Origin of the sequence: Collinsella aerofaciens (assembly GCF_028209625.1) — a bacterium.
Lineage (GTDB): Bacteria > Actinomycetota > Coriobacteriia > Coriobacteriales > Coriobacteriaceae > Collinsella > Collinsella aerofaciens_AM.
In genome coordinates this window covers 26,159-51,925 of the sequence record NZ_JAQLDU010000003.1, presented here as the reverse complement: position 1 = coordinate 51,925, position 25,767 = coordinate 26,159, and the positions used below count along the sequence as shown (strand labels likewise).

The following is a 25,767-nucleotide window of genomic DNA, read 5'->3' as shown; positions in this document are numbered from 1 at the left end:
ATACCGAGCACCAGCATGTTTTCGGCTAAAAAACGTCCTTGGCAAACACCTTAGCGTCATTGGGAACCTGACGGATTTCGATGACCACGCCATCGCCCAGGAGTTCTTGGATATGCTCGGCATCTTTCTCGGTCGCGAAGATTGCAGGGGTCGGATGAAGCGTGGTCTCGGGGGTCTTTCGGGTTCCACCCAGATTGATCTCTTTGATGTCTTTGCAACCCTTAGCGAGACGATAGACATCTTCAATCGTCTCAGCGATGATAAACAGCGAATACTTGTCGGTAACGCCGCTGTTGAGCGCCTCGATAGCAGCGTCAACATCCTTGATGACGAGTTTAACGCCGCTGGGGCGGGCGAGCCTCAAGGCCGCCTTCCTCATGTCGTCTTTTGCCACAGCATCGCTGGCGAGCAGAATGCAATCTACATCCAAAGCGTGAGTCCAGGACATGGCAACTTGGCCGTGAATCAGTCGGTAATCAACTCTCGTAAGCTTAATCATCGTTATCATCTCCGCACGTGATAAAGGGAATGACAGGTGCGACCCCTAGCTAGGGCTCGAACCAGAACTAACTAGAAATCTTCTTCCTCGGCGCCGGCAAGCATGTCCGCCGCCTCGCAAAGCTGAATAAACGAACGCGATCCCTCGACCGCGGCTTTGGCCTTGTCCGCATCCAGAGAGTCCAGCTGTGTAACCATTTCCACCAGCAGCGGCAAGTTCATTCCGGCGATCAACGTAAACGATCCGGCAGTCTGCCTCTGAATGAATTCGTTGTTTACAGAGCCGCCAAAGATGTCAGTCACGACAAACCAAGAGTCGGCAGGGTCCCTCGTCTCCATCCATGCATCAATCAACGCCGCGACGTCCCTTGAATCGTCATCGACATAGGCGCACAGGCACTCGATTCGGTCGTTGGTGCCCATCAGAATCTCCAGAGAGCTTTTCATGCCTTGGGCGAGATAACCATGACTCGCTAGCAATATCTTATTCATAGTTCTCCAATACCAATAGGACGTACTATATTGTCATAACAAAGTATATTAGCAATCTACCCTACGTGGTGTGTCTATTTTCCAAATCCGCGAACGGTAACAATTGGTCGGTAAATCGACCAATCTATCTCTAATTTACAAATAGAACTTCAGTCGCTCGGTGCAGTACACCTGACGGGAGATGAAAAGCGGCTCGCCACTTGGGGCACAACGTCTATCGACAAACAGAAGCAGCGAAGAGTCCAGCTCCACGTTAAGGTATGCCGCCTCGAGCTCGCTCGCATAGCAGACCTCGAGCGTACGCGTGTTGGGACCCATCTTGATCCCCTGGCGATCGAGTACCGCCATCAGCGAATCATCGAAGGACTCATGCTCCAAAAAAGAAAGCGCAGCGGAATAGCTATTGGTTTCCAGCATCGTGGGCTTGCCATCCACAAGGCGCAGACGACGGCTACGCAATACCTTTTGGGTATCGTCTACGCCCAGGAACTTCGCGTCTCGCAGACTTGGGAAGTCCCAGCCCATTTCGAGAACCCTGGTAGACGCCTGTTTGCCCGCAAGCTGGCACGAATGGGTAAAGCTCTCACGGTCGTCCGCGGCATACATCTGCGTGTCCGACGAAACGAACGTGCCCTTGCCGCGGGCCCTCTCAACAAGCCCAGCATCTTCCATTTCTTTAATTGCGGAGCGAACCGTTATTCGGCTCACGCCAAATTGCTCGATCAGCTCCGCCTCGGTCGGAAGCTTATCTCCCGGGCGGTACGTGCCGTTGGCGATTGAATCAGAAAGCGCACGAACAATCTGTTTGTACAGGGGGATAACGCTATTTGCCTCAACCATATCAACCATACCTTTACAAGGAATCAGCAGCTTATAGATAAATGACTTATATTGTATTAGAACTTTTTAGCACTCCACGCCATTTCCTATAATGTTTCAGCAAACGAGGGGTTATTTTGCGTAAGCGGTGTAGAGTCCATCCATTTCCGCATACAGCTTCAATCTGATGGCGGTATATGCATCCGATAAGCCGATTGATTTTTATCTTCTGTCTGTCTCTCAGTCATCCCTCGTCGTAGAAATGAATGTGAGGTGAGAGACACGTAGTTGACGCACGAGCGTGGATATTTGGACGGTTTTTGAACTTTTGACGGCCGATTTCGTCCGAATATCCACTCTCGTTTGGCGAGCGTCCAATTTTCCACGCTCGCGCGTCCGGATATCCACGCTCGTGCGGCGGGCGAACCGCGAGTGATCGACGATCAGCCGGCATCGTCTCCAGTTCGCCGCAGTGCCGCGGCCCCATATGGGTATACTCTCGGGGATTCGACTCGATTCGCCCCCGCTGGGGCGTCAAAGGAGACTGCATATGCCCACCACCTCAACCGACCCGCGCGCCGCTGCCGCCGCACTGCTGGTGCCCGGCACTACCTGCCACGGCTTTGCCGTCGAGCGCTGCGAGACCGTGCCCGAGCTCGACTCGGACGCCTACGTGCTGCGCCACACCGCATCGGGCGCGCGCCTGCTGTACCTGGCGTGCGACGACGAGAACAAGGCCTTTGCCATTGGCTTTAAGACGCCGCCGGCCGATTCTACCGGCGTGTTCCATATTCTCGAGCACTCGGTACTGTGCGGGTCGGCCAAGTTCCCCGTCAAGGAGCCGTTCGTCGACCTGATCAAGAGCTCCATGCAGACGTTTCTCAACGCCATGACCTACCCCGACAAAACCATCTACCCTGTCGCCACCACCAACGAGCAGGATCTGTACAACCTGATGGACGTGTATCTGGACGCGGTGTTCAACCCGGCCATCTATACCAAGCCCACCATTTTTGAGCAGGAGGGCTGGCACTACGAGCTGGACCTGCCGGAGAGCGTCGAGATCGAGGGCAGCGACAGCTCCGCGAGCCTGCGCGAGGGCACGCTGCGCTATAACGGCGTGGTATTCAACGAGATGAAGGGTGCGCTGTCCGATCCCATGAGCGTGCTGGACGACGCCGTCAACGCCGCGCTCTATCCCGACACCGCCTATGCGCACGAAAGTGGCGGCGACCCGCGCGCGATTCCCGCGCTCACCTACGAGCAGTTCCTGGACACGCATGCGCGCCACTACAATCCTTCCAACTCCTACATCACGCTCTACGGCGACCTGGACGTGGACCGCGCACTGGCCTTTTTGGACGAGCGTTATCTGTCGCAGCCGAGTGCCGCGAGCCGCCGCATGGACGCTGCCGTCGCCGCCGGCGAGGACCCGTCCGCGCTGGCGCCCAATCCGCTGGACGTGCAGGCGCCCGTGACCTGCGAGTACAAGCGCGTCAAGATGGCCACCACACCCGAGAACGCCCTGGTGGGCCTGGGCCTGGTGCTGGGCGGCGCGCTCGATCGCAAGCGCACGATCGCGGCGGACATCCTGTTCGAGGCGCTGCTGGGTTCCAACGAAGCACCGGTTAAGAAGACCATTCTGGCCGCCGGCCTGGGCGGCAACGTGGTGAGCTACACCGCGGCCGAGAGCCTGCAGCCCTACGAGCTCATCATGTTGCAAAACGCGCAGCCCGGCGTGGCGCGCGAGCTGCGCCGCGTGTTCCAGGACGCCTGCCGCGACCTGTGCGAGCACGGCGTTCCGCGTAAGCGCCTGGAAGCCATCATCAGCAGCAACGAATACGACCTGCGCCAGCGCGACTACGGCATTGCCGACGGCGTGGCCATTGCGTGCGACGCGCTGAGCACGTGGCTCTACGATGACGACGCCGCGACGCTGGCGCTCAAGTACGGCCCGGTGTACGAGGAGCTGCGTGGCGAGCTAGACGGTAGCTACTTTGAGGACCTGCTGCGCGAGCTCGTGCTGGAAAACGACCACATGGCGCTGGTCGAGCTGGTGCCGGTGGACGCCGGTCCCGGCTCGGAGGGTGCCGAGGCCGCCGAGCTGGCAGCCAAGCGCGATGCCATGACCGATGCCGAGCTGGCCGATGTGGCCGAGCGCACGGCCGCGCTGCGCGCCGCGCAGGAAGCCGAGGACACGCCCGAGGCCAAGGCCACGCTGCCACGCCTGCGCGTGTCCGACATTGGCGAGGCGCGCCCTGAGCCGCCACTGGTCGTGGACACCACCGCACCCATCCCCTGCCTGCGCCACGGCATCCCCACCAACCGTCTGGCCTACGCCATGCAGTATTTCGACCTGAGCTGCGTCGCGTTTGAGGACCTGCCCTATGTGACGCTGCTCTGCCGCCTGCTTAAGCAGCTGCCCACGCGCGAGCACTCGGCCGAGGAACTCGATAACTTGCTCGCTGGCAAGCTGGGCTTTTTGAGCTTTACGACCGAAGTCATGACCCAGCCCGAAGTGGACGGCGTGCGCCCCTACCTGCTGGTGAGCGCCGGCGCCCTGTCCGAGAAGATCGATGCACTGGCGAGTCTGCCGCGCGAGGTATGGTCGAGCACGCTTTTGGCAGATGCCGACGCCGACCGCGTGCGCGACGTGCTCACGCAGATTCGCATTGGGCTTGAGCAGGGCTTTATCAACAACGGTCACTCGGCGGCGCTCGGTCGCGCGATGAGCTACAGCTCGCCTTCGGTCGTGGTGCGCGAGCAGCTTTCGGGCGTGGACTTCTACCTGTTCCTGCGCGATCTGCTCGACCACTTTGACGAGCGACTGGACGACCTGCGCGCCAAGCTTGCCGAGTTGGCAGGTCGTATCTTTGTGGTCGACGGCTGCATGGCGAGCTTTACCGGCAGCGACGAGGACTTTGACGCGTACTGGGATGCCGCGGGTAACCTGGGGCTTGGCGCGGGCGACGGCGCCGATGCCGACCGCGACGCGCTCGTGGTGCCGACGCCGTGCAATCGCCACGAGGCTTTTGTCATCCCCAGCGACATCTGCTTTGCGGCAAGCGCGTGCGACCCGCGTCGCTTGGGGCTTGACGTGACAGGCGCTTGGGCCGTGGCTGCCAACGCGCTCTCCTACGATTACCTGTGGAACGAGATTCGCGTGAAGGGCGGTGCATACGGCTGCGGATTCCGCGCAGCCGGCGAGCGCCAGACGGCGTTCTACACCTACCGCGACCCGGCGATTGACCCTTCGATTGAGCGCGTGGAGCGTGCAGGCGCATGGCTTGGCCGCTTTGAGCCCGACGAGGCCGCCTTTGAGGGCTTTATCGTGAGCTGCGTGAGCGGCATGGACGCGCCGGTGAAGCCCTATGCGCTCACCAAGCGCCGCAACACGACCTACCTGGCCGGGCTCGATCCGCATGCGCGCGAGGAGCGTCGCGCCCAGATGCTCGCCGCCACGCCCGGTGAGCTGCGCTCGCTCGGCACCGACGTAACGCGCATCGCAGCCGAGTCGCCCACCTGCGTCTTTGGCGGCCGAGACGTCATCGCCAAGAGCAACGCCGGCTTTAACGTAGTCGACCTGATGGGCTAACCACAGCAAGCAAAACCACTACAAAGGGGACAGGCCCCTTTGTAGTGGTTCGAACACTTGTTCTATACGTACACATGTTCTATAGTATGGGTGATTGCATCGGATCTAAATTGCAACTAGAATATAGTTGCAGAATGTGAGGCAGGATGACTCGAGCCGATAAACTCATCGCCCAACTGTTTAGCTGCCCTTCGACGTATCGGTATGCCGATTTTTTAAAAGTCATGGCCTCATATGGCTTTGAAATGGACAGCAAAGGCAAGACATCCGGATCGCGCATTCGCTTCTACAGGCCCTCAGATGGCAGGATGTTCGTGATGCACGCGCCTCATCCATCTGACGAATTGACAGCGGGGACAATTCGAAACATCGTTCGATTTCTGCAGGATGTCGGAGGCAGTCATGAGTAACGTTTTGGCATACAAGGGCTATTTCGCCCCAGTCGAGTTCGATGCCGAGCAGCATGTACTAACAGGTATGGTCGCCGGCATTAGGGACGCAATTGTATTTGAAGGCTCCACGGCTGAAGAAGTGGAGCAATGCTTCCACGACGCCGTCGACGATTACCTTGAGTTTTGTGCCGAAAAGGGCAAGGAACCAGAGCGGGCTTTTAAGGGCTCGTTCAATGTGAGAACAGGCTCCGAGCTTCACAAGCAGGCAGCACTGGCGGCGGCAAAGAAGGGCGAGTCACTCAATAAGTTTGTGACCGAAGCAATCGCCGCGGCGTTATAGCGTTAACGCATGGGCCAAAACCACCACAAAGGGGACAGGCACCTTTGTGGTGGTTTCGACATTTGCCCAGATAAAACCTGCCAAAATAAACCTGCCCTTTTTGGTAGGTTTGGGAGAGGAAGCCGGGATGGACAAGGCTGAGTTGCGGCGGGCGGTGATTGCTCGGCGCGATGCTCTTGATTTGGACTTGCGGGCGGCGAAGTCTGCTGATATCTGTGCGCGGCTGGTTGAGCTGCTGGGCCGCTTGGATGCCGCGGCGCCGCACACCGTTGCCGTCTATGCCGCGATGGGTTCCGAAGTCGACTCAGCCGCGTTTGCCGCAGCTGCCGCCAAACGTGGCTGGCGCGTGGCCTATCCGTGCATGCTCTCGGCAACAGACGCCGCAGCTTGTGGCCAGCGCATGTGTATGCGGGCAGTTGCTGCCGGCGACGCGGACGCGGCTACGTTTATCGCCCACCCCACGCGGGCCTTTGCGGCCACGGACATCGACAGCAGCCGCTTCCCCATTGTGCCTGCCGAAGCTCTCGACATGATCGTCGTGCCGCTCGTGGCTTTCGACCGCGCCGGCGCGCGCCTGGGCTACGGCGGCGGCTGCTACGACCGCTACCTGCCCACGCTTCGTCCCGACTGCCACATCATCGGCATCGCCTTTGAAGAGCAGCGCGTCGACCACGTCCCCGCAGACGTCCACGACCTGCCGCTACCCAACATCATCAGCGCCTAACCGCTGGCGCGCCTCGTTACACGAGCGAAGTCTAGTGCTCCTCGCCGGCGCGGGCCAGGTCGTAGGGCGTGGTCTGGTAGACGTAGTAGTTGAGCCAGTTGGTGTAGAACAGCTGAGCCTGGCTGCGCCAGACGTTGCGCGGCTCGGCGGTAGGGTCGTCGCCCGGGAAGTAATGGGCCGGCACCTCGGGATCAAGCCCGCGCTTCACGTCGCGCTCGTACTCTAGGCGCAGCGTATCGGTATCGTACTCGGGATGTCCAAAGACAAAGAAACGGCGGCTGTCGGTCGACTTGACGATGTACAGGCCCACCTCGTCGGACACGGCCACGACCTCAAGCTGCGGCTCGGCTTCCACGTCCTCGCGGCGCACATCGGTGTTGCGCGAATGCACAGCATAGAAACAGTCGTCAAAGCCGCGGACCAGCGGGCTTTGCGGCTTTACCAGGTAATGCTCAAAGACGCCGCTCGCCTTTGCCGGCAGGTCGTACTTCTGAATGCCGTAATGATGGTAGAGCCCCGCCTGCGCGCCCCAGCAAATGTGCAGCGTGGAGTGCACGTGCGTGGTGGACCAGTCCATGATCTGGCAGAGCTCGGGCCAGTAGTCGACCTCTTCAAACGGCATCTGCTCCACCGGCGCGCCCGTGATGATCAGCCCGTCGTAGTGGATGTCGCGGATGTCATCGAACGTGCGGTAGAACGTCTCCAGGTGGCCGGCGCTCACATGCGTGGCCTCGTGCGTCTTGGTGCGCAGCAGGTCCACCTCCACCTGCAGCGGCGTGTTGGAGAGCTTACGCATGATCTGCGTCTCGGTGGCGATCTTGGTGGGCATGAGGTTGAGGATGAGCACGCGCAGCGGACGGATGTCCTGGTGCAGCGCGCGGTACTCGGTCATGACAAAGATGTTCTCGCTCTCGAGCTGCGCGGCGGCAGGGAGGGCGTCGGGAATGCGAATGGGCATGGAAGCTCCTAACGAGTCAGTTGCAGCTATGGTACAACGAGCGACCCCATCCGCGCGAGCACATCCCCCAGCGGTAGATTTTTGGGACATGCCTTAATTTCTACCTTTCGACCATCCGGGCACTGTTCGTCCTAAAACGCCGTAAAAGTAGAAATAAAGGCATGTCCCAAAAATCTACGGCACTTTAGCTTAGCAAAGTGACGCCAGGACGCTACAATGGTCCGACGCGAAAAACTCGGCCGAAAGGATACATATATGTACCAGACGCGTAAGATCGGTGTGGTCGGCCAGGGCCACGTAGGAGCACATGTCGCCAACAGCCTGCTCATGCAGGGCATTGCCGATGAGCTGTACCTATGCGATATCAACGAGGCCAAGGTGACGTCCGAGGTCCAGGACCTGCGCGACTCCCTTTCGTTTGTCCCGTACAACACCAAGATCGTCAACTGCTACGACCACTACGAGGAGCTGGCCTGCTGCGACGTCATCGTCAACGCCGCCGGCAAGGTCGCGCTGGCCGCCGGCAACCGCGACGGCGAGCTGTTCTTTACCACCGACGCCGCCCGCACCTTTGCCAAGCGCATCGTCGACGCCGGCTTTGACGGCATCTTCGTGAGCATCTCCAACCCCTGCGACGTCGTGTGCACCGAGCTGTGGCACCTGACCGGCTACGATCCCAAGAAGATCATCGGCTCGGGCTGCGGCCTGGATTCGGCCCGCCTGCGCACCGAGATCTCCAAGAAAGTTGGCGTGAGCCCCAAGTCCGTCGACGCCTACATGATCGGCGAGCACGGCTTTAGCCAGCTGGCCGCCTTTAAGGCCGCAACCATCGCCGGTAAGAGCTTGACCGAGCTTCAGGCCGAAAACCCCGACAAGTACGCCTTTGACCACATGGAGGTCGAGGAGCTCGCGCGTAAGGGCGGCTATGTGACCTACCAGGGCAAGCAGTGCACCGAGTACGCCGTCGCCAACTCCGCCGCGCGCGTCTGCGCTGCCGTTCTGCATAACGAGCACGCCGTGCTTTCCGCCTCCACGCTCATGACCGGCCAGTATGGCGAGGAGGGCATCTTTACCTCCCTGCCGTGCGTGATCGGTGCCGAGGGCGTCGAGGAGGTCTACACGCTCGACCTGTCCGAGTACGAGCTCGAGGGCTTCCACAAGAGCTGCCGGCACATCCGCGGCAACATCGCCCAGCTCGACTGGTGGGACGCCGAGGCGTACGACGCAAAGTAGGCCGCCGCTTGACGCGACACCTCGCCCATACGGACGCCATGTAAAGCGGGCCGCGCCGGAAACCCATCGGCGCGGCCCGCTTTTTGGCTCACACGACACGCTTACAAATTTAGGTCTAATACTTTTCCGCGAAGTGAACGAGCAAAAATGAGCCCCCGAAGCATCGACACTTTATGGGAACCATTTCCTGCGGTTTCATTAAGATTTTCCTGCGGTTTTGGCGCCAAAAAATGTCGATGCTTCGGGGGTCCAAAATAGGTCGTTCACTTCGCGGAAAAGTATTAGACTTCGTTTTCGCGCAGACACGAATCCGGCCGCCACAACGCAAAAAGGGGCCCGCGCGCAGCGCAGACCCCGTCAAAAAAGATAATTCCCGGTACCTAGTACTGCTCGATGCCCATGTAGCGACGAATCTCGGGGCTGTGGTCGAACGCCTTACCGCGGGCTGCGCGCAGCTCGCAGCTCATCGCGTAGAAGAAGATTGGCTCCAGGTACGAACGCACGCTGGCAGGCACGTCGCCCACGCCGTACTCGAGTGCGTCGAGCACCATGATCGTGTCGGTGTGCGTGTTGAGGAACGCCAGCGCGCGCTCCTCCATGGGGCGACACTCGCCCGATCCGAGCTGCACAAAGTAGAACACGCCGGGCTCGGTAGCCTCGAACGGGCCGTGGAAGTACTCGCCGGAGTGGATGTAGCAGCAGTGCTGCCACTGCATCTCCATGAGCGAGCAGATGGCCATGGCATAGGTCTGGCTAAAGTTGGGGCCGGAGCCCAGGATATAGAAGAACTTGTGCTGCTGGCAGAGCTCGGCAAAGCGATCGCCCAGCTCGGCGTTGACCTTCTCGCGGGCGGCGGGCAGCAGCGCGTCCATCTGCTTAAGGCCGGCATACATGTCGGCGAGCGCCTCGTAGCCCTCCTGCTGGTCGAGCAGCTCGGCAGCCATTAGCACGCCAATGCCCTGCGGGACCTCGGCCTGCGACTCGCCCTTGCCCCACGGATAGACCCAGGTGGTCCACTTGCCGTTGTCGATCTTGGAGCCCGCGTAGTCGGTCATAGTCACGACCTCGGCGCCGGCGGCGAGCGCCATCTCGCAGGCATCGACAACCTCCTGCGTATTGCCGCTGTGGCTGCAGGCGACGACGAGTGACTTCGGCCCCAGGCTCTTGGGCGCCATCAGGCAAAACTCGCGTGCCGTGTAGACCGTTGAGGCAAACGTGGTGGCCTCGCGCTTGAGCAGCTCGTTAGCCGGCATCAGGTCGATCATCGAACCGCCGCAGGCGATCCAAAAGACGTTCTCGATCTTACCCTTGCGCTCGATAATTTCCTGAATCAGATCGTGTGCGTTCACGGTGACGCTCCTCCTTGTGTGGCGGCTTTGAACGACGGCAGCTCGTACCTGCGGTCGTTCTATGTTGTCCTATTTATAACACGTGTAATAACGCCCGTGAAGTCATCCCGGCAAATTTGTTCTATGTTGTTCTATCTGTGGACGTTAGATGTCGAACACGTAGCGCGAGCCCACGATCTTTTGACGCCCGAGCAGTAGAGGGCGTCCGCCGGCGTCGGTAAAGTAGGCCTCCATATAGAAGAGCGGCTCGCCGACCGGCACCTCCAGCAGCGGGGCCGCGTGGGCATCCGCCAGCGCAATCTCCACGGTGCAGGGGTCGGACTTGAGCGGCGCGCGACCCGAATGCTCGGCAACGAGCGAGAAGATCGAGTTGTCGGCGAGGTCCTTATCGGCAAGCGTCTGCAGGTAGGGATGGTCGGCGAGCACAAAGGCGTTGTTCTCGAGCATGACGGGCACGCCGTCTGCCGTGCGCACGCGCTCGACCACAATGAGCTCGCAGCCGGGTTCCACGCCAAAAAACGCCGCGTCCTCGTGCGTCGCCGCAACCACCGCGCGCGACACCAGGCGCGCTCCGGCCACCATGTCGTTGGCGGCGCAACCCTCGGAAAAGCTCTGGACGTCGCCTTTCTGGACAATCTTGCGCTTGAGCTTGGGGGCGCACACGAAGGTGCCCCTCCCCTGCTGGCGGTTGAGGTACCCCGCGCGCGACAGCTCCTCGATGGCGCGGCGCACGGTAATGCGCCCCACGCCGTAGGACTTCGCGAGCTCTATCTCGGAAGGAATGCGCGAGCCGGGCGCGTACACGCCGCGTGCGATCTCGCCCTTTAGGTCGTCCATGACCTGCTGGTACAGCGGCACGGCGGACGCGCCAGCGCGGTCGGTTTTATCGTCGGTTGCCATCGTTACGCTCCATCCCGCGCATGCTCGGACTCAAATTCTTCAATCGCCGCCATAAACTGCTCGCCAAAGGCGTCGGCCTTTTTCTCGCCAATGCCGTTGACCTGAACAAGCTCGTCGCGCGTCTGCGGGCGTAGACGGCACAGACCGCGCAGGGCCTTGTCGGAAAAGACCATGTACGGCGCCATCTCCAGCTCGGTCGAGATCTCCTTGCGCAGGGCGCGTAGGCGCTCGAACAGCTCGGCATCGTCGCCCACGCGCGGGCGCTGATCCAGCTCGGCCTCCTCGCGCAGCAGATCCACCGCACGGCGGGCGCGGGCCGAGGCCTTGCGCTTGGACGCGCGACGCTTAACGGTAAAGGCGAACGCCTCATCCTCGACCTCGACGGCACGCGGGCCCAGCCCAACGACCGGGTACTGCCCCTGCGAGGTTGCCAAATAACCGCGGCCGCACAGCTGACCGATGATGTCCTTGATGCGCCCGACCGATTCGCTCGACAGCTCACCGTAGCCGCGGTCCTCGTCCAGATGCATCTGGCGAATGCGCTCGGCGTTGCCGCCGTGGAGCACATCAGCGATCAGCGACTTGCCAAAGCGCATGGGTCGCGTGGCCACATAGCGCACGGCGGCGCGGGCCATATCGGTGACGTCCTCGACCTCGAACTGCGTGAGGCAGTTGCTGCAGTTGCCGCAGCCCTCGGCTTCGTCCGTGGCGGTGGCGCCCGCACCAGCCGCAGCAGCATGCTCGGCCGCGGCCTCGTCGCCAAAGTAGCGCAGCATATATTCGCGCAGGCAGCCGGTGGTATTGCAGTAGCCCTCCATCTGGCTGAGCAGACGATATCGATTTTGGAGCGCCCACGCGCGTTGCTCGTCGTCGAGCGCCTCGTCGGCCGCATCGCCGCGGTCGATCAAAAAGCGGCGCATGCGAAAATCGTTGCCGTTCCACAGTAAGTGGCAGCTGGCCGGATCGCCATCGCGGCCGGCGCGGCCCGCCTCCTGGTAGTAGGCCTCGATGCTCTCGGGCACATTGTTGTGGATCACGTAGCGCACGTTGGGCTTGTCGATGCCCATGCCAAAGGCGTTGGTGGCAACCATCACCTGAAGATCGTCGTCAATAAAGGCACGCTGGCTTTGGCGGCGGGCGTCATTGCCCATGCCGGCATGGTAGCGGCCAACGCGAATGCCGCTGGGGCCCAGCGCCTCGGCAAGCTCGCCTGCCAGCGCATCGACCGTCTTGCGGGTCGAGCAATACACGATGCCGCTCTCGCCCGAATGCGCAATCACATAGTCGCGCACCCACGCTGCCTTGGCCTTGTCGCCCATCTCCTCGCAGCCAAAGTAGAGGTTCTTGCGATCGAAGCCCGTCACCACCGTCGCGGGATTATGCAGGCCGAGCATCTGCTGAATGTCCGCGCGCACACGCTCAGTCGCCGTAGCGGTAAAGGCCGCCACGATGGGGCGCTGCGGCAGGGAATCGATGAACTCACGAATCTGCAGGTAGGCGGGACGGAAATCCTGGCCCCATTGGCTCACGCAGTGGGCCTCGTCAATGGCCACGAGCGGCACGCCAATGCCGCCGTCCGCCGCGGCCTCCTGCGCAAAGGCCAAAAAGCGTGGCTCGAGCAAGCGCTCGGGCGCCACGTACATAAGCTGGTAGCGGCCCTCGCGCGCCCGCTTGAGCACGGTGTTTTGCTGGGCCGGAGTAAGGCTGGAGTTGAGATAACTGGGGCGCGCACCCGCCGCGAGCAGCGCGCGGGTCTGGTCCTCCATAAGCGACAGCAACGGACTCACCACAAAGGTGATGCCGGGAAGCATGAGCGCGGGCACCTGGTAGCAAATGGACTTGCCGGCGCCCGTGGGCATAACGCCCAGCGCGTCGCAGCCGGCAAGGATCGCATCGACCATACGGTCCTGCCCCGGGCGAAACGAGGTGTAGCCAAAATAGGCGCCGAGCGTGTCGAGCGCCGTCTGTTGCATGCTATCGGTCATGGTTTCCTAACGTCCAAGTCATCTGCCGCCGATTATACGCCGCCACGCGGACCGGTGCCGCACGGCTGCCGGCCACGGGCGATGCAATCCGAAGGGAACGAGCGTGGATTTTTGGACACTTTCCGGATGGGCGTGGATAATCTCCCACTTTGGGCCCGTCACCAAGCCAAAAACGGGAGATTATCCACGCTCATTCTGCGGGTAGTCGATGTTTTGGCAAAGTCAGCGAAAGCCCGTCAGAGCGAGCAAGGTGCCTTGAAACGAGGCGGCATTGACCTTCTGGTCATGCCGCCGAAGTTGAAAGGCAGATTGCCGCTCTGGCGGGCTTGCAGCGTCGACCGGTCCGCCGTTCGTCAGAACGGCGGAACCAAGGGCGCAGCGTCGGCCCGTTACGCGGTTTGGTAAAACCGCGTAACTTACATCACCATGACGTAACGGCTACCCACGTAGTACTGCTTACCCATCAGGACCGGCTCGCCATTGGGGCCGATAAAGCCGGCACGCAGATTGAGCAGTGGATCGTGCGGAGCAATGCCCAACTCGGCCGCTTGCTCGGCGTTAGCGCGAACGGCCTCGACCGTACGGTAGCCAACCGAGACAATCGGCGTTCCGCCAACACGCTCGACCTCGGCAAAAATCGACTTGTCCTCAAGATCGGCCGTCAACAGCTCACGGTATGTATCAAACGGCACAAAGATGTTTTCCTCAAAGATGGGCTCGCCGTCGGCCGTACGCACTCGCTTAATGTGCAGTAGCAGCGCGTCCTTCTGCAGGCCAAAGAACTCCATCTCGTTTTGACGTGCCGGCACAATCTGGCGATCGACCACGTGTGCACCCGCCTTCATGTCATTGTCGGCACACAGCGCGGTAAACGTCTGCAGCGTCGAGGCGTGGAACTGGCGGTTGATGTGCGGCGTGGAGACAAAGGTGCCGCGGCCCTGCTGCTTAACCAGGTAGCCATCGGAGCACAGCTCCTCAACGGCGCGACGCACCGTAATGCGGCTTACCTCGTACTGCTCGGCAAGCTCAAGCTCGGACGGGATACGCTCCTTGGGTGCATAAACACCTTTCTCGATCGCATCCTTGATTTCGTCGTAAATCTGCTGGTAAAGTGGTGCATTTTTGGGTGCGGGCATATCTGATCACTCTTATCAAAATAGCGAAATAACTAATACGTATATAACGTCTTTTTATATGTTATCTCAGTTTGATAAAACGATACACCCCACCTACCAAAAAGCGACAGCTTCATTTTGGTAGGTTTTATCTGGTCAAACGAGAGCCCCTCGAAAGCAACGGGGCTTTCGGGGGGCTCATTCGAATGGGCTGCGCTTGACCGGCAAAAAGCCAAAACCCTACTTGCCGTCGTCCTGCTGCAGACTGTCCTGCTCGCTGAGGCGCGCCTGCCTGCTGGCCATGCGCGCGGGCTTGTCGGGATCGGGTACGGCCGTGGGCATGGGCTCGTCGACATGACCGCCCCACCAGCCGCCCACGAAGTTGAGCGTGTGGAACACATTGATCACGGCGCCGGGATCAATATCGCACACCAGCTTGATAATGTCCTGGCTCTCGTAGGTCGAGACAACGGCATGCAGCAGATACATCTTTTCGCGGCTGTATCCGCCAATGACCTCGGCGCAGCTAATGCCATGCTGAAAATGGTCAACATAGGCTGTCATGACCTCGTCTGCCTTGCGTGTCGTGATCTGCAGCGTCACACGGTCGTAGCGTCGGTAGAAACTGTCGATGGTCTTGGTCGAAATAAACTGGAACACGATGGAATACGCCGCATTGTCCCAGCCAAACATAAAGCCAAAGATCGCCAGGATAGCGCAGTTAAAGCCAAAGATGACGCCCCAGATGGTCTTGCCTGTATGGTTGGAAACCCACAGCGCGATAAAGTCGGTGCCGCCGGTGGATGCGCCGGACTTAAGCGCGATGGCGGCGCCCAGGCCCGAGACCACGCCGCCAAAGATGATGAGCATGATCTTGTCGCCCAAAAACGGGGCGAAGTGAAAGATGTTGAGGAACAGCGACGAGAGCATGACCTGCATCATCGAGAAGATGACGAAGCGCTTGCTGATGCCGCTCCAGCAAAGGAGCGCCACGGGGATGTTGAGCGCGAGCATGCCGAGCGAGATGTCGATATGAACGCCGCCGAGCGAGGTGACGCGATCGAGCAGGACCGCGACGCCGGTGAGGCCGCTCGGAAGCAGGTCGGCGGGGCGAATGAACGCCTGAATCAGAAATGTCTGGAGAACGGCGGAGATGGTGACCGCCACGGCAGTAATGGCGCGGCGGACGATGGTGAGACGGCCGAGCACGAGCACGCGGTCCGTGAGCTGATCGATGGCGTTCGCCACGTAGGCTCCTTTCGAAGGCAGATGTAATTGTGGGGCATGCCGGCGATTGTAGCATGGAGCGCGAGAGGGCGCTTCAATTCACCCTCTCTCGACAACCAAAACGAGCCAGCAGCTCCCCAACCAAAGAGCCAAATTCTAAGTGAGTAGACTTTTCGCGATCTACCAAGCGCACTCAAAACAGCCACCTCTCCGACCTGCGGTTTTACTAAGGCAGATACGCTTTGCGCTCGGCATGTGCCAAAAAGTCTACTCACTTAGTCCGAGTCGAAGCCAAACGGATCTAAATCGAAGCCAAAATGAGCCAATCCACCGCAAGAGACGTGTGAATCCGCACTTCTTGCGGCGAATTGACGCTACAAAGCGGTCAGAATGTCGGCGAGGTTGTCGATGACGGCGTCGGCTCCCGTTTGGTCCAGGTTAACGCCCTCGTGCGGACGCAGTGCCAGGACGCGGGCGCCGGAGCACTTACCGGCCTCGATGCCCAAAGGCGAGTCCTCGATAACCAGGCACTCGGCAGGCTCCACCCCCAGCGCCTCCATGGCACGCAGGTAGATCTCGGGGTCGGGCTTAAACGCACTGCACTCGTGACCGCTGATGGTGTAGTCCAGCACGTCGGCGATACCGGCAATCTCCACCAGCTCGTCAATGAGCTCGCGATAGGACGAGCTCGCGATGGCGCACTTCACGCCGCGCTCGTGCAGCTTGCGCATCACCGGCTCCGTCTGCTCGTTGAGAAGCTCGGCATACGGAACGGGGTGGTCCGGGCTGTAGACCTGCTTGTACTCCACGCGCAGGCGCTCGCGCAGCTCAACATCGTCGGGCACCAGCGCCTTCCAAATGGCGGGCTCGTTAGACCCCGAAAGATCGGGGATCTCGTCAAAGTGGAAGCCCTTCTCTTCCATAAATGCCACGCGGCGACGGTTGTAGAACCACTCGGTATCGACCAGCACGCCGTCCATGTCAAACAGCACTGCCTTGATCATACGCATCTCCTCCCACCTGCCAAAAAGGGACAGGTTTATTTTGGTAGGTTTTATCTGGGGTTTTGCGACACGACAGACACGCCCTCCCCAGAGCAAAAAAGGGGACGGGGCGCAAACCCCATCCCCTCTCAATCAACCCGTAAGGTCTACTTACTTGTGATTAGTAGGAAAGCTTCCACATGTAGCGACGCATGGTCAGCGGGTGCTGACGGGCCTCGGCGATCTGGTTGCCGTACTCACGCATAACGGCGAGGTGCAGCAGCGGGTTGAAGTAGGTGATGACGCTCGCGGGCACGGCGTCAGCCAGGCCGTAGTCCTTGGAGTCGATCAGAGCGACCTTGGCGCCCATGCGCTCAAGGAAGGTGAGGGCGCGGGCGTCCATCGGACGGGTAGCGCCATCGGACATGAAGAAGACGTAGGGCTTACCCTCGGTGGAAACCTCGAACGGGCCGTGGAAGTACTCGCCGGTGTTGTAGGCGGCGGCGTCGATCCACTGCATCTCGGTGAACAGGAAGGCGGCGTGAGAGTAAGCCATCTTCTCGGAGGCACCGGAGGCCATGAAGTAGATCATCTTGTCGTCCTTGAAGTCCTCGGCGAACTTCTTGGCGAGCTTCTTGCAGTGCTGAGCGGCGTTCTCGCAGAGATCGAAGACGTTGGTGAGGCCGGTGATCATGTCCTCGTAGTGGTCATAGCCCTCGGTCTGCTGAAGGATCTCGAGAGCAAGAGCGATGGCGTAGCCGGGCTTCTCGCACTTGGCAGCGTAGTTGGCGTGGAAGCCGTGAACGATGACGTGGTCGGCGTCGACGGTCAGAGCGGAGCCAGCCTTGTTGGTGAGGGAGACGACCGGGCAGTTGTGCTTCTTGGCGGTCTTGTTGGCCTCGACGGTCTCGGGCGTGGAGCCACCGAGGGAGCAGGTGATCACGAAGGTGTGCTCGTTGACCCAGGAAGGCGTGTCGTAGTTGAACTCGTTAGCGGTGAAGATCTGAACGTTCAGCTTGTCCGTGTTGTTGGCCAGGAAGTACTTGGCGGGGTAAAGGTCGGACATGGAAGCGCCGCAGCCGACGAAGGCGACGCTGTGGATCTCGTGGTTGGACAGGACGTCAGCGACGATCTGCTTAGGGAGGTTAAGGTCGATCTCGTACATCTGACACATTCCTTTCGATTTTTGCGGCGCCACATTGCCGGGCGCTCGCAGGGTTACCGTGATTTGGACCGAGTCGCCGGCCCGTTGAGGATGTGACAAAGGAACTGTCCCTTTGACACATTTAGGGATGGAAGCCTGCCTGGGGTATGGGATGCCAGGCAGGCCCCCGGGGGAAAGCGATTAGGCGCTTGGTCGCGACTAGGCCAGGATGCCGGCCGCGGAGAGGGCGATGCCGCCCACGATGGCGATCACGAGAAGCCAACCGGTGTTGACGTTCTTCTTGATGAGCCAGTACATAAGGCCAGTGAGGCCAAGGGAAATCATCTGGGGCATCATGCCGTCCAGGATGTCCTGGATCACGACGGTGCCCTCAGCGAACTGCAGCGGGGTGGTGGCGCCAATCAGCGTAGCGATCATGCCGCCCACGGACATAAGACCCACGATGCCGCAGACATACATGAGCTTCTCCATGAGGTCGCCGCCCTGAAGCTTGCTCAGGTACTCGTGGCCGCCCTGGTAGCCGATCTTGGCAGCGAACCACGTGATCAGCACGGAGGGCACGATGGAGATGAGCATGGCCAGGATCGGACCCATGATGGAGCCCTGCTGAGCCAGCTGAACGCCCAGGCCAAAGGCGATAACGCGGATGGTGCCCTGGAAGAAGGAGTCACCGATGCCGGAAAGCGGGCCCATGAGGGAGGTCTTGACCGCGTTAATCGAATCGGGATCGAAGTTCTCGGGATCCTTGGCGTACTCCTCCTCCATGGAGGCGGCGAGGCCCAGGATGAAAGCGCTCGTCTGCGGGGTGCAGTTGTAGAACGCCATGTGACGGTGGTAAGCCTCTTTCTTAGCAGCGAGCTGCTTGGGGTCGGACTCGTCCGGATAGAGGCGATCGAGCGTGGGGACCATGCCGTAGAGGAAGCCCATGTTCATCTGACGCTCGTAGTTCCAAGAGGCCTGGATGGCCCAGGAGCGCCAGAAGAACTGGCTGACCTTCTTGTTCAGGGACACGTCCTTGGTTGCGGTTGCCATAGTGTGTTCCTCCTTAGTCTTCGTCGTCTTCGAGCGGATCGTAGTCGGAATCGACACCGGCGGCTGCATGGGAGCCATTGAACTTGAAGCCCATGAAGACGATAGCCAGGCACACACCGATCAGAGCGACCGCGATGACGGACAGGTTGAGGTAGACGGCGAGCAGGAAGCCGATGAACAGGAACGGGGTCATACCCTTCTTGATCATCATGGTGAGCAGCAGGGCCAGACCGTAGGCGGTCATGATCTTGGTCGAGACGTTCAGACCAACGGACAGCCACTCGGGAACCATGTTGACGATGGCTTGGACCAGGTCGGTACCGACAAAGACGGCCAGGAAGATCGGCAGGAAGTACATGATGGCGTACAGACCGGAGCCGGCGCAGATGTGCATACGGTAGGCGGTCTTGAACTTGCCGTTATCAATCGCGCTATCGGCCACATGGGTGAGGGCGGCGATGATGGAACGGAACACGATGCCGAGGAGCTGACCCAGGACGGCGACCGGGATGGCGATCGTCATGGCGGTCTCGGCGGAAGCATCGGTCAGGCACGCGAAGGCAGCGGCCACGATGCCGCCCAGGACCATATCGGGCGGAACGGCGGCGCCGACCTGCACCAGGCCCATGGACACGAGCTCGACGGCGGCACCGACGGCAAGGCCGGTGGGCACATCGCCCAGCAGCAGACCGACGAGCGTAGCGCCAACGAGAGGCTGCTCGAAGTTAAGACGACCGAGCAGGCGGGAGTCCCACATGCAGAACACGCCGACGAGGCCGACGAGCACCGCACTGATGAACGTATTCATACCCTTCTCCTTTCAGTCAGGCAAAAGCCTGGTTGATTACAGCTTGGCGTCGATGTCGACGCTCTGATACGTAGGGGTCTGCTGGACGTAGAGCTTGATGCCCATGTCGAGCAGCTGGTTGACGTCGGCCTTCTGGGTGGCGTCGAGGAAGACGGAGCTGTCCTTGCCGCCGACCTGATCGGCACCGTCGTGGTTGGCGGTGGCGCCCAGGTTGATGGCGTCGAGCTTGTAGCCCTGGCAGAACTGCAGCATCTCGGCCGTGTTGCCAAAGACGAACATGACGCGCTCGCCGAGGGTGTTGAGCTTGTCCATCTTGGCGAGGGCACGCTCGACGGTGAAGACGTTCAGGCGCACGCCCTGGGGCTTGGCCAGCTTAAGAGCGCCCTTCTTGATGTCATCGTTGGCGGCAGCGTTGTCGACGACGATGATGCGCTCGGCCTGAACCTTGGTGGTCCAGGTAAAGACGGTCTGGCCGTGCAGCAGACGGTAGTCAAGACGTGCGAGGACGATCTTGGCGGGACCGGAGCTGTGACGGGACGCCTTGGCCTTCTTGGCGGGAGCCGCGGCGGCCTCGACCGGTGCGTTGGGGTTGGTCAGACCGGTGCGGGCCTCGTTGATGAGGGCCGCGAGCTCGGCACCCTTGACGGGGACGGGGCTCATAGCGAGCGTGAGCGCCAGCGGGATGTTGAAACCGCTAACAACCGTGAACTTCGTGCCGTTCTTGGAAAGCTCGACCATGTTGTTGTTGACCGAGCTGCCGAGCATATCGGTCAGCACATAGACGGTGTCGTCCGCGTTGAACGTGGCGATCATAGCCTCAACCTTATTGGTGATGGGCTCCTTGTCGTCACGAGCAAGCGACACGACGTGGACGTTCGACACGTCGCCGAGAACCATCTCGAGCGTGTCTTTGGCGCCTGCGGCCAGGCCGCCATGAGATGCGAGAATGATCTGATTCATCTTGCCTCCTCCTTTTCGTTATGGTCATTATAACGTCTTATACGTTGCTTATATTGATAATTAGTATATAAACCGTTCGCGGGTGAAAAACGACCGTTGGCGGGTTTAACGCAATCGAAACGATGGTCTTGGGTAGGCCGGCGCTGGCTGGATAACCCCAGGTCGGACGCCGCGCGCAACCCCCCTATCGCACGAAGTACCAGGGACTTTCCTGCACGGTGGGCTCCAGCGCAATGCCCGTGCGCTCGCGGAAGAGATCCATGTCCTGCGATTTCTCCGTCCACCACGCGTTGGGTTTAAAGGTCATGCTCTCAACGACATGACCGACAAACACACTGTTGCGCAGCTTGGAAAAGTCGGTGTTCATAATCACGATGGACGCGAGCACCAAAACGATGCCCAGAACTTTGATCGCGCCGGCGGGCTCGGCGTAGACACCAATGCCCAGCAGTACGGTGACGACTGTCTCGAATGACATTACGACGGGAACTTTCGACGTCTCGAGCCCCATGGACAGACCCTGCATATATAAGATGTAAGCCACGGCTGTGGGGATGAGTCCAAAGCCAAGGAACAGCAGCAGCAGCTGTGGCGACATTGCCGCGGCGACATCCGGCCACGGAGCCGCGATAGCTGCCATAACCGCACCGCCAAAAACAAAGCCCCAAAACGTGACAGCCAGCGGGTGGACCGTCTTGGTTGCTATCCGGCTAAACACCGCGAGCGACGCACCACAAAGGCCTGCAATCACGCCCGACGTGACGCCCCAAACCGAAAAATGAAAACCGGAAAGGTCGCCATTGGTCACCGCAAGCACACAGCCAACGATGTTAAAGACAATGGCGACGAGCTTGTTGAGGGTCACGTCCTCGCGATAAAGGACGCGGCCGAGCGCGACGCCAAACACCGGCGACGTGTAGAGCAGCACCGATGCCGTGGACATGCCCACCTCGCGCATGCACTCGTAATAGCAGGTGTTGGCGGAAGCCAAACCGACGATACCGACAAGCGCGCAGGAAACAAGCTCTTTAGGGCTTGCCTTGAACAGGGTCAGCGGACCCTGAACCACGGTAGACCCCTCACCCGGACGGCAGCCCATAAACATCAGGACCGGCGCCAAGATAAGCGCTCCGACCAACAAGCGAAAGGCAGCCATGCTCTGGGACGAAACGCCCATGGCTGAGATGCCGTTTACAAAGATTCCGATGCTGCCCCACATAAGCGCGGCGATCAGCACCAGCACATAGCCCAGATTGCTCCTCTTCAACGCAGCCTCCTCAGTATATTTCCAATATGTTTCATGCTACGTTATAGTCGTTATATACATTTTTCAAGGCACAAATCGGCGAACGGGAAATCTCTCGACACAAGGAGTGTCCCCAACTGCCGGCAGAAAGGGAACGTCCCCAAGTGCCGCTCTAGCAGTTGCAGTGAAATAGTTCTCAAACAGAGGCTTCACGCCCCCAAACAGGAACTATTCCACCGCAACTCATGAGGGGTATTGGGCTGTTAGGCCGCTCTATCCCTTAGTAATCCAGCTTCCACATGTAGCGGCGCGTCATGTAGTCCTTGTGGGTGACGGCGGAGAGCGCACGCATGTAGACGTTGTTGAGGATCGGGGCAAAGATCAGGTGGTTGAAGTACTCGCTCACGCTGTCCTTGATGTCGTTGAGGCCGAGCTCCTTGGCGTCGAGCTGGTAGACGCGCTCACCACCGTACTGGTTGACAAAGCGAATGCCGCGCTCGTCGTTGCAGCGGCTGCGGCCGACGCTGATGAGCTGGAACAGCGAGGTACGCTTGTCCAGGATCTCGAAGGGACCGTGGAAGAAGTCGCAGGTGTTGATGGTGCAGGAGTCGATCTGCAGCATCTCCTGCACGTTGCAGATGCTAAAGACGTAGGCGGCACCAAAGAGCGGACCCTGAGCCATCACGTTGATGCAGGGCTTGTCGGCGTTCTGCTCGGCCCACTTGGCTGCGAGCGGACGGGTGTACTCGACGGCCTTGCGATAGATGGGGTCGACCAAGTCGAAGGCGGCCATAGCGGTCTCGTACTCGGCATAGCCCTCGGTCTGCTGCGTAAGCTCCATGGCGATCATGGTCACGACGGCAGAGTTGGTGCGGCCCATGCAGGACTCGTCGACGGCCAGGCTGTCGTACTGGATCTTGTAGTCGCAGACCTCGGTGAGGCCGGACTCGTCAACATAGATGGCGATGGTGCTGGCGCCGTGGTCCTTGGCGACCTGGGCGGCGACGATGGTCTCCTTGGTGCCGCGCATGGACACGACGACGGCCAGGGTGTTCTCGTTGACGTAGGCAGGCGTGGCGTGCACGAACTCGTTGCTGGTGTAGCTGGAGCTCACGACCTGCGTGGCCTCGTGCTCCATAAAGTACTGGGCAGGATAGTTGCCGCCGTTGGATCCGCCGGCGCCGATCCACACGACGCGCTTGATGCCGCCCTTGTCTGCCTTGTCAGCCAAAACCTGGGAGACGACGTCCTTAACCTGTTCCTGAGTAGTCATCGTGCATCAGCCTTTCTTCTCGTTTGATGCTGTCGATGGCATACAAGTTACATACATGTTTTAACGATGTCGACTAGTTGTATGCTATATTTGTCTTAGAAATTTTGCTGGTAAAGTTTTCGGCAAGCCATTACCAGCGGTTTTGTTGTCATGTTGGATACATGCTTGGTTCTGTAAGCATACAAGTTAGATACAGGTTGTTCGCATGAGCACTTCGTTGAAAAAGAACTTGACCCAATACGAGCGTCTGGCGGCAACGCTTCGCGACCGCATTGCCGCCGGCACCTACGCCCGCGGAGATAAACTGCCGTCCGAGATGGAACTCATGGACGAATCGGGCCTGTCGCGCAGCACCGTGCGCCACGCGCTTAAGGTACTCGTTGATGAGGGTCTGCTTCGCACCGAACGCGGGCGCGGTGCCTTTGTGGCCGACACGCCGGCGCTCCACGAGAACAACCTGGTGTTTTCGAGCTACACGGCACAGGTCCAGGGTCAGGGCATGAAGCCCACCACACGCACGGTTGACTCGGGCTTTGCCAAGGCCGCCGGCGACGTGGCCAAGTTTTTTGATGTGCCCGCGGGCAGCAAGCTCGTCAAACTTGTCCGCCTGCGCTATCTGGACGATGCCCCGCTGTGCCTGGAGACCACCTACCTGGCGCCGAGCTTTGCCCCGCTCATCGATCGCGATATCAACGGATCGCTCTACGCCACGCTGCGCCAGGAGTTCCATCGCGCGCCGGCGCAGGGGCACAAGACCTTTGAGGTGTGCTATGCATCGCAAAACGAGGCGTTTTTGCTCAACGTCGAGCGCGGGCAGGCGCTAATCCTGATCACCGACTACGTCTACGACGCCGACGGCCGCCCGCTCCATATCTCCAAGCGTATCCAGCGCACCGACCGCGCCAAATACACCGAGCCCATCGGCTAACCACCACAAAGGGACAGGCACCTTCGTGGTGGTTTTAGGCGGGAAGGTCGGGGAACCAGGTTGGTTTGGGCTGGTTGGGGGTGCGCTCGGCCAGGACCAGCTCCATCCAGCACATGTCGTACCAGCGGCCGAACTTTTGGGCACAGCGGTCGAAAGCACCCACCAAGCGATATCCCATATGGGCATGGAAGTCCTGGCTGTTGTGCGTTAGATACTCGTCGTCCTTGTCGTGCGGCACGGCGATGAGCGCGCACATGTTGGTGATGCCCATCGCGATCAGGCACTGCTTGAGCGCATCGTGCAGCTTGCGGCCCAGCCCGCCGTGGCGCACGTCGCGTGCCAGGTAAATCGACGTCTCGACCGACCAGTCGTATGCCTCGCGGCTGTTGAGCGGACTCGCATAGGCATAGCCTACCGGACGCCCGTCCAGCTCCATCACCAGATACGGATAGCGTTTGAGCGTACGCTCGATGCGCCCGGCGAACTCCTCAACGCTCGGCACCTCGTATTCGCAGGTAATCGCCGTCTGGCGCACATACGGCTCATAGATGGCAAGCAACGCCGGCGCGTCATCGGGCGTCGCCAGGCGAATCGTCGGCTCGGACATCTCGGTCATACAACCCTTCTCCCAAAAGCAAAGGCCGCCCTGCGCCAAACCCAAGCGCAAGGCGGCCCTCGTCATTGCATCAACTTACAGGACGGCAGCCAGCGCGTCGATGTCCTCCTGCGTCGTGGCCCAGCTGGTGCAAAAACGCACCACGGTGCGGGTCTCGTCGTGCTTTTCCCAGTACTCGATCGAGGCGTGCTCGCGAATGCGGGCCATATCCTCGTTGGGCAGAATCACGAACTGTTGGTTCGTAGGCGTCTCCAAGAAGAACTCGTAGCCGCGCTCATGCAGCACGCGGCGCAGCGCCTGAGCCGTCTCAATCGCCTGGCGACCGATCTCAAAATACAGGCCATTGGTAAAGAGCGCCTCAAACTGCACGCCCGTCAGGCGGCCCTTGGCCAGCAGCGCGCCGTGCTGCTTAATGCGCGGAATGGGATGCGCCGGAGCGTGCATGCCGCAGACCACCACAGCCTCGCCGCAGAGCGCGCCGCACTTGGTGCCGCCAATGTAGAATACGTCGCACAGCTGCGCCAGCTCGGGCAGGGTAATGTCGCACTCATCGGCCGCCAGCGCATAGGCCAGGCGGGCGCCATCCACAAACAGCGGAATCTCGCGCTTCTGGCACACCGCATGGATTGCCGCGAGCTCAGCCTTGGAGTACAGCGTGCCGTACTCGGTCGACAGGCTCACATACACGGCGCCCGGAAACACCATGTGCTCACAGCTCTCGTTTTCGTAGAACACTTGGATATAGTTTTCGAGATCCTCGGCGTGCATCTTGCCCTCGTAGCCGGGGATGGTGAGCACCTTGTGGCCGCCAAACTCGATGGCGCCCGCCTCGTGGCAGGCAACGTGGCCGGTCTCGGCGGCAACCACGCCCTCGTACGGCGCGAGCAGCATGTCAATCACCGTCGCGTTGGTCTGCGTGCCTCCCACCAGCAAAAATACGTCGGCATCGGGAGCCTGACAGGCCTCGCGAATAAGCTGCTTGGCACGCTCGGTGTGCGCATCGGTGCCGTAGCCAGGCTGCGGCTCCATGTTGGTGTCGACGAGCGCCTGCAGCACCGCCGGATGTGCGCCGTGGGAATAGTCGTTGTTGAACGCGAGCATGGCAATCCTCTCTTACCAGGTATCGGCC

24 protein-coding genes are annotated in these 25,767 nt (G+C 60.3%); 6 read left to right on the top strand and 18 right to left on the bottom strand.

Annotation, left to right across the window (positions count from 1 at the left end):
• Nucleotides 1-25: 25 nt before the first annotated feature.
• From PMW70_RS02235 to PMW70_RS02225, 3 genes are all read right to left on the bottom strand, one after another.
• Entirely contained in the window at nucleotides 26-499 is a 474-nt protein-coding gene (locus tag PMW70_RS02235; protein WP_271743761.1) for a PTS sugar transporter subunit IIB, read from the bottom strand.
• Between the two features lie 71 nt (nucleotides 500-570).
• Nucleotides 571-990 carry a PTS sugar transporter subunit IIA gene (locus PMW70_RS02230; protein WP_117563728.1) on the bottom strand — a complete coding sequence of 140 codons (420 nt, stop codon included), beginning with the start codon at nucleotides 988-990 and terminating at the stop codon, nucleotides 571-573.
• A 135-nt stretch (nucleotides 991-1,125) separates the two neighbouring features.
• Nucleotides 1,126-1,830, bottom strand: coding sequence for a GntR family transcriptional regulator (locus tag PMW70_RS02225; protein WP_271743760.1), 705 nt, complete (start codon nucleotides 1,828-1,830; stop codon nucleotides 1,126-1,128).
• A gap of 529 nt (nucleotides 1,831-2,359) precedes the next feature.
• Here PMW70_RS02225 and PMW70_RS02220 point away from each other — a divergent pair.
• The 4 genes from PMW70_RS02220 to PMW70_RS02210 all read left to right on the top strand — a co-directional run bounded on the left by PMW70_RS02220 (nucleotide 2,360) and on the right by PMW70_RS02210 (nucleotide 6,860).
• The gene (locus tag PMW70_RS02220; protein WP_271743759.1) at nucleotides 2,360-5,404 is read left to right on the top strand and encodes an insulinase family protein; all 3,045 of its coding nucleotides are present in this window, start codon (nucleotides 2,360-2,362) and stop codon (nucleotides 5,402-5,404) included.
• A gap of 146 nt (nucleotides 5,405-5,550) precedes the next feature.
• Nucleotides 5,551-5,814, top strand: a complete 264-nt coding sequence (locus tag PMW70_RS09750) for a type II toxin-antitoxin system HicA family toxin (protein ID WP_117629026.1) — start codon at nucleotides 5,551-5,553, stop codon at nucleotides 5,812-5,814.
• Nucleotides 5,807-6,136 (top strand): type II toxin-antitoxin system HicB family antitoxin, encoded by a 330-nt coding sequence (locus PMW70_RS02215; RefSeq protein ID WP_022094981.1) that lies wholly within the window; start codon nucleotides 5,807-5,809, stop codon nucleotides 6,134-6,136. Before PMW70_RS09750 ends, PMW70_RS02215 begins: the two co-directional genes overlap by 8 nt.
• 127 nt (nucleotides 6,137-6,263) lie before the next feature.
• Entirely contained in the window at nucleotides 6,264-6,860 is a 597-nt protein-coding gene (locus PMW70_RS02210; RefSeq protein ID WP_117736859.1) for a 5-formyltetrahydrofolate cyclo-ligase, read from the top strand.
• A 31-nt stretch (nucleotides 6,861-6,891) separates the two neighbouring features.
• Here the strand turns inward: PMW70_RS02210 and metA are convergent, their stop codons facing one another.
• A complete protein-coding gene (gene metA, locus PMW70_RS02205; RefSeq protein ID WP_117736860.1) occupies nucleotides 6,892-7,818 on the bottom strand; it encodes a homoserine O-acetyltransferase MetA in 927 nt (308 codons plus the stop codon).
• 255 nt (nucleotides 7,819-8,073) lie between these two features.
• On the opposite strand from metA, the gene PMW70_RS02200 reads away from it, so the two are divergent.
• Nucleotides 8,074-9,051 (top strand): L-lactate dehydrogenase, encoded by a 978-nt coding sequence (locus PMW70_RS02200; RefSeq protein WP_271743758.1) that lies wholly within the window; start codon nucleotides 8,074-8,076, stop codon nucleotides 9,049-9,051.
• Nucleotides 9,052-9,431: 380 nt separating this feature from the next.
• On the opposite strand, the gene PMW70_RS02195 is transcribed toward PMW70_RS02200, so the two are convergent.
• From PMW70_RS02195 to PMW70_RS02140, 12 genes are all read right to left on the bottom strand, one after another.
• A complete protein-coding gene (locus PMW70_RS02195; RefSeq protein ID WP_271743757.1) occupies nucleotides 9,432-10,400 on the bottom strand; it encodes an SIS domain-containing protein in 969 nt (322 codons plus the stop codon).
• 144 nt (nucleotides 10,401-10,544) lie between these two features.
• A complete protein-coding gene (locus tag PMW70_RS02190) occupies nucleotides 10,545-11,300 on the bottom strand; it encodes a GntR family transcriptional regulator (protein ID WP_271743756.1) in 756 nt (251 codons plus the stop codon).
• Between the two features lie 2 nt (nucleotides 11,301-11,302).
• Complete coding sequence (locus PMW70_RS02185) at nucleotides 11,303-13,285, bottom strand: RecQ family ATP-dependent DNA helicase (RefSeq protein ID WP_271743755.1); 1,983 nt, start codon at nucleotides 13,283-13,285, stop codon at nucleotides 11,303-11,305.
• Nucleotides 13,286-13,701: 416 nt separating this feature from the next.
• Nucleotides 13,702-14,421, bottom strand: coding sequence for a GntR family transcriptional regulator (locus PMW70_RS02180; RefSeq protein WP_117736865.1), 720 nt, complete (start codon nucleotides 14,419-14,421; stop codon nucleotides 13,702-13,704).
• 219 nt (nucleotides 14,422-14,640) lie between these two features.
• Nucleotides 14,641-15,648 carry a YitT family protein gene (locus PMW70_RS02175; protein ID WP_118258627.1) on the bottom strand — a complete coding sequence of 336 codons (1,008 nt, stop codon included), beginning with the start codon at nucleotides 15,646-15,648 and terminating at the stop codon, nucleotides 14,641-14,643.
• Nucleotides 15,649-16,001: 353 nt separating this feature from the next.
• On the bottom strand, nucleotides 16,002-16,631 hold the full coding sequence (locus PMW70_RS02170) for an HAD family hydrolase (protein ID WP_271743754.1): 630 nt from the start codon (nucleotides 16,629-16,631) through the stop codon (nucleotides 16,002-16,004).
• A gap of 160 nt (nucleotides 16,632-16,791) precedes the next feature.
• Complete coding sequence (locus PMW70_RS02165; RefSeq protein ID WP_229077274.1) at nucleotides 16,792-17,775, bottom strand: SIS domain-containing protein; 984 nt, start codon at nucleotides 17,773-17,775, stop codon at nucleotides 16,792-16,794.
• Between the two features lie 198 nt (nucleotides 17,776-17,973).
• Complete coding sequence (locus PMW70_RS02160; protein WP_117640939.1) at nucleotides 17,974-18,807, bottom strand: PTS system mannose/fructose/sorbose family transporter subunit IID; 834 nt, start codon at nucleotides 18,805-18,807, stop codon at nucleotides 17,974-17,976.
• A gap of 13 nt (nucleotides 18,808-18,820) precedes the next feature.
• Nucleotides 18,821-19,615, bottom strand: coding sequence for a PTS mannose/fructose/sorbose/N-acetylgalactosamine transporter subunit IIC (locus PMW70_RS02155; protein ID WP_271743753.1), 795 nt, complete (start codon nucleotides 19,613-19,615; stop codon nucleotides 18,821-18,823).
• A 36-nt stretch (nucleotides 19,616-19,651) separates the two neighbouring features.
• Nucleotides 19,652-20,575 (bottom strand): PTS sugar transporter subunit IIAB, encoded by a 924-nt coding sequence (locus PMW70_RS02150; RefSeq protein ID WP_271743752.1) that lies wholly within the window; start codon nucleotides 20,573-20,575, stop codon nucleotides 19,652-19,654.
• A gap of 184 nt (nucleotides 20,576-20,759) precedes the next feature.
• Complete coding sequence (locus tag PMW70_RS02145; RefSeq protein WP_161194666.1) at nucleotides 20,760-21,842, bottom strand: DMT family transporter; 1,083 nt, start codon at nucleotides 21,840-21,842, stop codon at nucleotides 20,760-20,762.
• Between the two features lie 259 nt (nucleotides 21,843-22,101).
• Nucleotides 22,102-23,094 carry an SIS domain-containing protein gene (locus PMW70_RS02140; protein WP_006235139.1) on the bottom strand — a complete coding sequence of 331 codons (993 nt, stop codon included), beginning with the start codon at nucleotides 23,092-23,094 and terminating at the stop codon, nucleotides 22,102-22,104.
• Nucleotides 23,095-23,299: 205 nt separating this feature from the next.
• On the opposite strand from PMW70_RS02140, the gene PMW70_RS02135 reads away from it, so the two are divergent.
• Nucleotides 23,300-24,022 (top strand): GntR family transcriptional regulator, encoded by a 723-nt coding sequence (locus PMW70_RS02135; protein WP_271743751.1) that lies wholly within the window; start codon nucleotides 23,300-23,302, stop codon nucleotides 24,020-24,022.
• Between the two features lie 34 nt (nucleotides 24,023-24,056).
• Here PMW70_RS02135 and PMW70_RS02130 read toward each other — a convergent pair whose 3' ends face one another.
• Both PMW70_RS02130 and PMW70_RS02125 read right to left on the bottom strand, forming a co-directional pair.
• Nucleotides 24,057-24,638: a GNAT family N-acetyltransferase gene (locus PMW70_RS02130; RefSeq protein WP_271743750.1), complete on the bottom strand. Its 582-nt coding sequence runs from the start codon at nucleotides 24,636-24,638 to the stop codon at nucleotides 24,057-24,059.
• A gap of 75 nt (nucleotides 24,639-24,713) precedes the next feature.
• Nucleotides 24,714-25,739, bottom strand: a complete 1,026-nt coding sequence (locus PMW70_RS02125; protein ID WP_271743749.1) for a threonine aldolase family protein — start codon at nucleotides 25,737-25,739, stop codon at nucleotides 24,714-24,716.
• Nucleotides 25,740-25,767 lie beyond the last annotated feature (28 nt).

Excerpts from the sequence above, each read along its gene's own strand:
- PMW70_RS09750 (WP_117629026.1), top strand. The coding sequence starts at position 5,551 with ATGACTCGAGCCGATAAACTCATCGCCCAACTGTTTAGCTGCCCTTCG.
- PMW70_RS02155 (WP_271743753.1), bottom strand. The coding sequence starts at position 19,615 with ATGAATACGTTCATCAGTGCGGTGCTCGTCGGCCTCGTCGGCGTGTTC.
- PMW70_RS02230 (WP_117563728.1), bottom strand. The coding sequence starts at position 990 with ATGAATAAGATATTGCTAGCGAGTCATGGTTATCTCGCCCAAGGCATG.
- PMW70_RS02225 (WP_271743760.1), bottom strand. The coding sequence starts at position 1,830 with ATGGTTGAGGCAAATAGCGTTATCCCCCTGTACAAACAGATTGTTCGT.
- PMW70_RS02165 (WP_229077274.1), bottom strand. The coding sequence starts at position 17,775 with ATGTACGAGATCGACCTTAACCTCCCTAAGCAGATCGTCGCTGACGTC.
- PMW70_RS02140 (WP_006235139.1), bottom strand. The coding sequence starts at position 23,094 with ATGACTACTCAGGAACAGGTTAAGGACGTCGTCTCCCAGGTTTTGGCT.
- PMW70_RS02220 (WP_271743759.1), top strand. The coding sequence starts at position 2,360 with ATGCCCACCACCTCAACCGACCCGCGCGCCGCTGCCGCCGCACTGCTG.
- PMW70_RS02235 (WP_271743761.1), bottom strand. The coding sequence starts at position 499 with ATGATTAAGCTTACGAGAGTTGATTACCGACTGATTCACGGCCAAGTT.
- PMW70_RS02210 (WP_117736859.1), top strand. The coding sequence starts at position 6,264 with ATGGACAAGGCTGAGTTGCGGCGGGCGGTGATTGCTCGGCGCGATGCT.
- metA (WP_117736860.1), bottom strand. The coding sequence starts at position 7,818 with ATGCCCATTCGCATTCCCGACGCCCTCCCTGCCGCCGCGCAGCTCGAG.
- PMW70_RS02150 (WP_271743752.1), bottom strand. The coding sequence starts at position 20,575 with ATGAATCAGATCATTCTCGCATCTCATGGCGGCCTGGCCGCAGGCGCC.
- PMW70_RS02215 (WP_022094981.1), top strand. The coding sequence starts at position 5,807 with ATGAGTAACGTTTTGGCATACAAGGGCTATTTCGCCCCAGTCGAGTTC.
- PMW70_RS02180 (WP_117736865.1), bottom strand. The coding sequence starts at position 14,421 with ATGCCCGCACCCAAAAATGCACCACTTTACCAGCAGATTTACGACGAA.
- PMW70_RS02160 (WP_117640939.1), bottom strand. The coding sequence starts at position 18,807 with ATGGCAACCGCAACCAAGGACGTGTCCCTGAACAAGAAGGTCAGCCAG.
- PMW70_RS02200 (WP_271743758.1), top strand. The coding sequence starts at position 8,074 with ATGTACCAGACGCGTAAGATCGGTGTGGTCGGCCAGGGCCACGTAGGA.
- PMW70_RS02170 (WP_271743754.1), bottom strand. The coding sequence starts at position 16,631 with ATGATCAAGGCAGTGCTGTTTGACATGGACGGCGTGCTGGTCGATACC.
- PMW70_RS02185 (WP_271743755.1), bottom strand. The coding sequence starts at position 13,285 with ATGACCGATAGCATGCAACAGACGGCGCTCGACACGCTCGGCGCCTAT.
- PMW70_RS02125 (WP_271743749.1), bottom strand. The coding sequence starts at position 25,739 with ATGCTCGCGTTCAACAACGACTATTCCCACGGCGCACATCCGGCGGTG.
- PMW70_RS02135 (WP_271743751.1), top strand. The coding sequence starts at position 23,300 with ATGAGCACTTCGTTGAAAAAGAACTTGACCCAATACGAGCGTCTGGCG.
- PMW70_RS02190 (WP_271743756.1), bottom strand. The coding sequence starts at position 11,300 with ATGGCAACCGACGATAAAACCGACCGCGCTGGCGCGTCCGCCGTGCCG.
- PMW70_RS02130 (WP_271743750.1), bottom strand. The coding sequence starts at position 24,638 with ATGACCGAGATGTCCGAGCCGACGATTCGCCTGGCGACGCCCGATGAC.